Consider the following 2,751-nt stretch of genomic DNA (forward strand, 5'->3'; position numbering starts at 1 on the left):
ACATCCTGAGCCTGAGCGACGACCCAACCGCAGTACCCATTGACTTGAGCACATACGTCAACAACGATACGAACGAGCTTTCTGATATCACTCTCAACGCAACTACCATAGAACTCACAAATCCTGCAGCTGGAGCAACAGGTGTTGACCTAAACTTAACTTTCGCCACTGATGCAGAACTGGCAACTGGAGGTGGCAATAACTTAGCTACTAATAATCTTACCCAAATAGCGGGTACCAATAGAAGTTATGATATTAATAATGGCAACCTAAGTTTTATAGGTACAGGAAATGTTGGAATTGGTATAAATCCTGTAGAAAAACTACATGTTGACGGAAATATTTTGGCAACTGGTACTATTACTCCGGATTATGTTTTTCAAATGTATTTTGAAGGTCAGAGTAAATTAAAGCCTGGCTATAAAATGCTTAGTCTAAAAGAAGTTGAAAAGTTTTCTAGTATTCACAAACATCTTCCAGGTGTTCCATCTGCAAAAGAAATACAAAATAATGGTGGAATACTAATAAACAGAGCAACAGAAATCAATCTTGAAAAAATAGAGGAATTATTTCTTCACACCATAGAGCAGGAAAAGAAAATAGAGCAGTTAAAATCAGAAAACACAAAACTCACCAATGAGCTTAATGTATTAAAATCTGATATCCAAACAATTAAAGCTTTGCTTGCCAAAAAAGAAGAATAACTAACCTTGAAATCCCTCCTCCACATAGCGTCCCTTCTATTTTTTGGCTTTATCCAAGCCCAAAACGCGCTGTACAATAGTGGGAACATAAGAATACACCCCAATGGCAACTTAGGATTTCATACCAACCTGATCAACGATACCGCTTTTGACCAAAACCAGGGTTTGGCAGGTTTTTATGGAAATAATCCAATAGAGGTTCAAGGCAGTATTTCCCCAACCTTTACCGACGTTGAGTTTATGGTACCCAATGATATTTTGCTGCAGAATTCTGTCAATGTTGAGAACAATGTGAATTTTGTAGAAGGCAATGTCTTAACACCATTGGCAAACCAGACCATACACCTTAATTTTTTGGATCAAGGATTTTTTACAGGAGAAAACAATGCATCTAAGGTAACAGGTTTTGCCGCCATTGAAAATAGAGCGTTTTTCTCTTTTCCGGTTGGAGACAACGATCAGTTGCGTCCCTTAATGATAGATTCCGAGACCAATACACCCTTAGCCATCTGCGCTTATTTTTTTGAAAACCCTTCCAATCCCGCTTCTATTACCGAGACATTTAACGTAGAGGAGAAAGTAAGGAATATAGGAACAGTAAGCGACAAAGAATTTTGGATTTTACAAAGCAATATTCCGACAACGGTTACAGTAAGTTGGAACCAAAGAAGTGCATTGTTCGGAATACCCAATACCACTGTAGATGCTATAATCCTTGTTGGATGGAGCAAACAGGCCAACCAATGGGTCGTTATTGGAAATACGGCACAAAGTGGTGATGAAAATCAAGGGTTTTTGACCTCCGAGACTTTTGTGCCCAGCGATTATGAAGCGATAACTTTTGGTACCGTACCATTGCCAACGGACACCTTTGCCGTGAACAACCCAACCTTGGGTAATTATTTTTTAAGCCCAAACGGTGATGGCACCAATGATTTTTTGGTCTTTGACGGACTATCCGAATCCCCTAACAATAGTGTTCGTATATTCAATCGTTTTGGACAAAAAGTATTTGAAAAATTCAATTACGTAGACGAATTTACAGGACTCACCAACACAGGCAGCCTATTATTGAACAAAGATATTGGCCTAGCTGAAGGCATCTATTATTATCTTGTTACCTTGGACGATTTACAGCTGGAATACCAAGGTTTTATTTTTATTGACCGATAATCCAATTGCCAACATTGGTAGTCGTTCATCTGCAAAGAATTCCGTTGTTCGTATTATTTTGCTGATTTTACCTCGGTAAATGCTTGTTACACAACATTTACTACGACCTCACCCCATCGAATTCTATTTTTATAGCCCCAAGAACTTAATCGCGCTTGAATGAAAAAGACTATTATCTTATTCGTACTTATGAGCCCTATCCTTGTGTTTTCTCAAGTAAAGGTTGGCTCAAATCCAGATGTTATCGATGTATCATCTATTTTAGAGCTGGAAAGCTCTAATAAAGCTTTGGTCCTAACAAGATTGACATCGGCTCAAATGCAAAGCATTAGCCCATTAAATGGAGCAGTAGTGTATAATACCGATACCTCTTGCGTTCATTATTATAATGGAATGCAATGGATCAATTTGTGTGACTCTTCTAATGGTACAGGATTTTCGTTTACAGATAATGGAGACGGTACCATAACACTATCCGACGGCATGGGAGATGAACTTATTTTTAATGGTGCTCCAGAAACCGTTACAACCTTAGTGGATAATTTGGACGGTACCTATACGTTCACTAACGAATCAGGCATTCAAACGATAGTTAACACCGTAAGTTCAGATAGTCAGACTTTAAGCACGGACGGCAACCCGGGAAACATAGAAATCACCAATGGAAATACCATTAATTTAAATGTCAATGATGCTGATGCCGATGACCAAAATGAGATTCAAAACTTACAATTCAATGCTGGAGTGATTTCACTTTCGAATGACCCTGATGCAACCAATATTGATTTAAGCAATTACGATACCGATGCTACCGATGACTTTGACGGTGAATGGACATCTTTGAACAATATTCCAGCGGATATCGCGGACGGTG

1 protein-coding gene and 2 pseudogenes are annotated in these 2,751 nt (G+C 38.7%); all 3 read left to right on the forward strand.

Features of this window, described 5'->3' with window-relative positions; genetic code table 11:
• Positions 1-704, forward strand: a pseudogene (locus tag KIM67_RS18445) (bZIP transcription factor); the annotation flags it as partial.
• Between the two features lie 6 nt (positions 705-710).
• Positions 711-1,877, forward strand: coding sequence for a gliding motility-associated C-terminal domain-containing protein (locus KIM67_RS18450; protein ID WP_213833027.1), 1,167 nt, complete (start codon positions 711-713; stop codon positions 1,875-1,877).
• A gap of 159 nt (positions 1,878-2,036) precedes the next feature.
• Positions 2,037-2,751: pseudogene (locus KIM67_RS18455) on the forward strand (hypothetical protein); the annotation flags it as partial.

This window comes from Flagellimonas sp. 389, from assembly GCF_018449435.1.
GTDB lineage: Bacteria > Bacteroidota > Bacteroidia > Flavobacteriales > Flavobacteriaceae > Flagellimonas.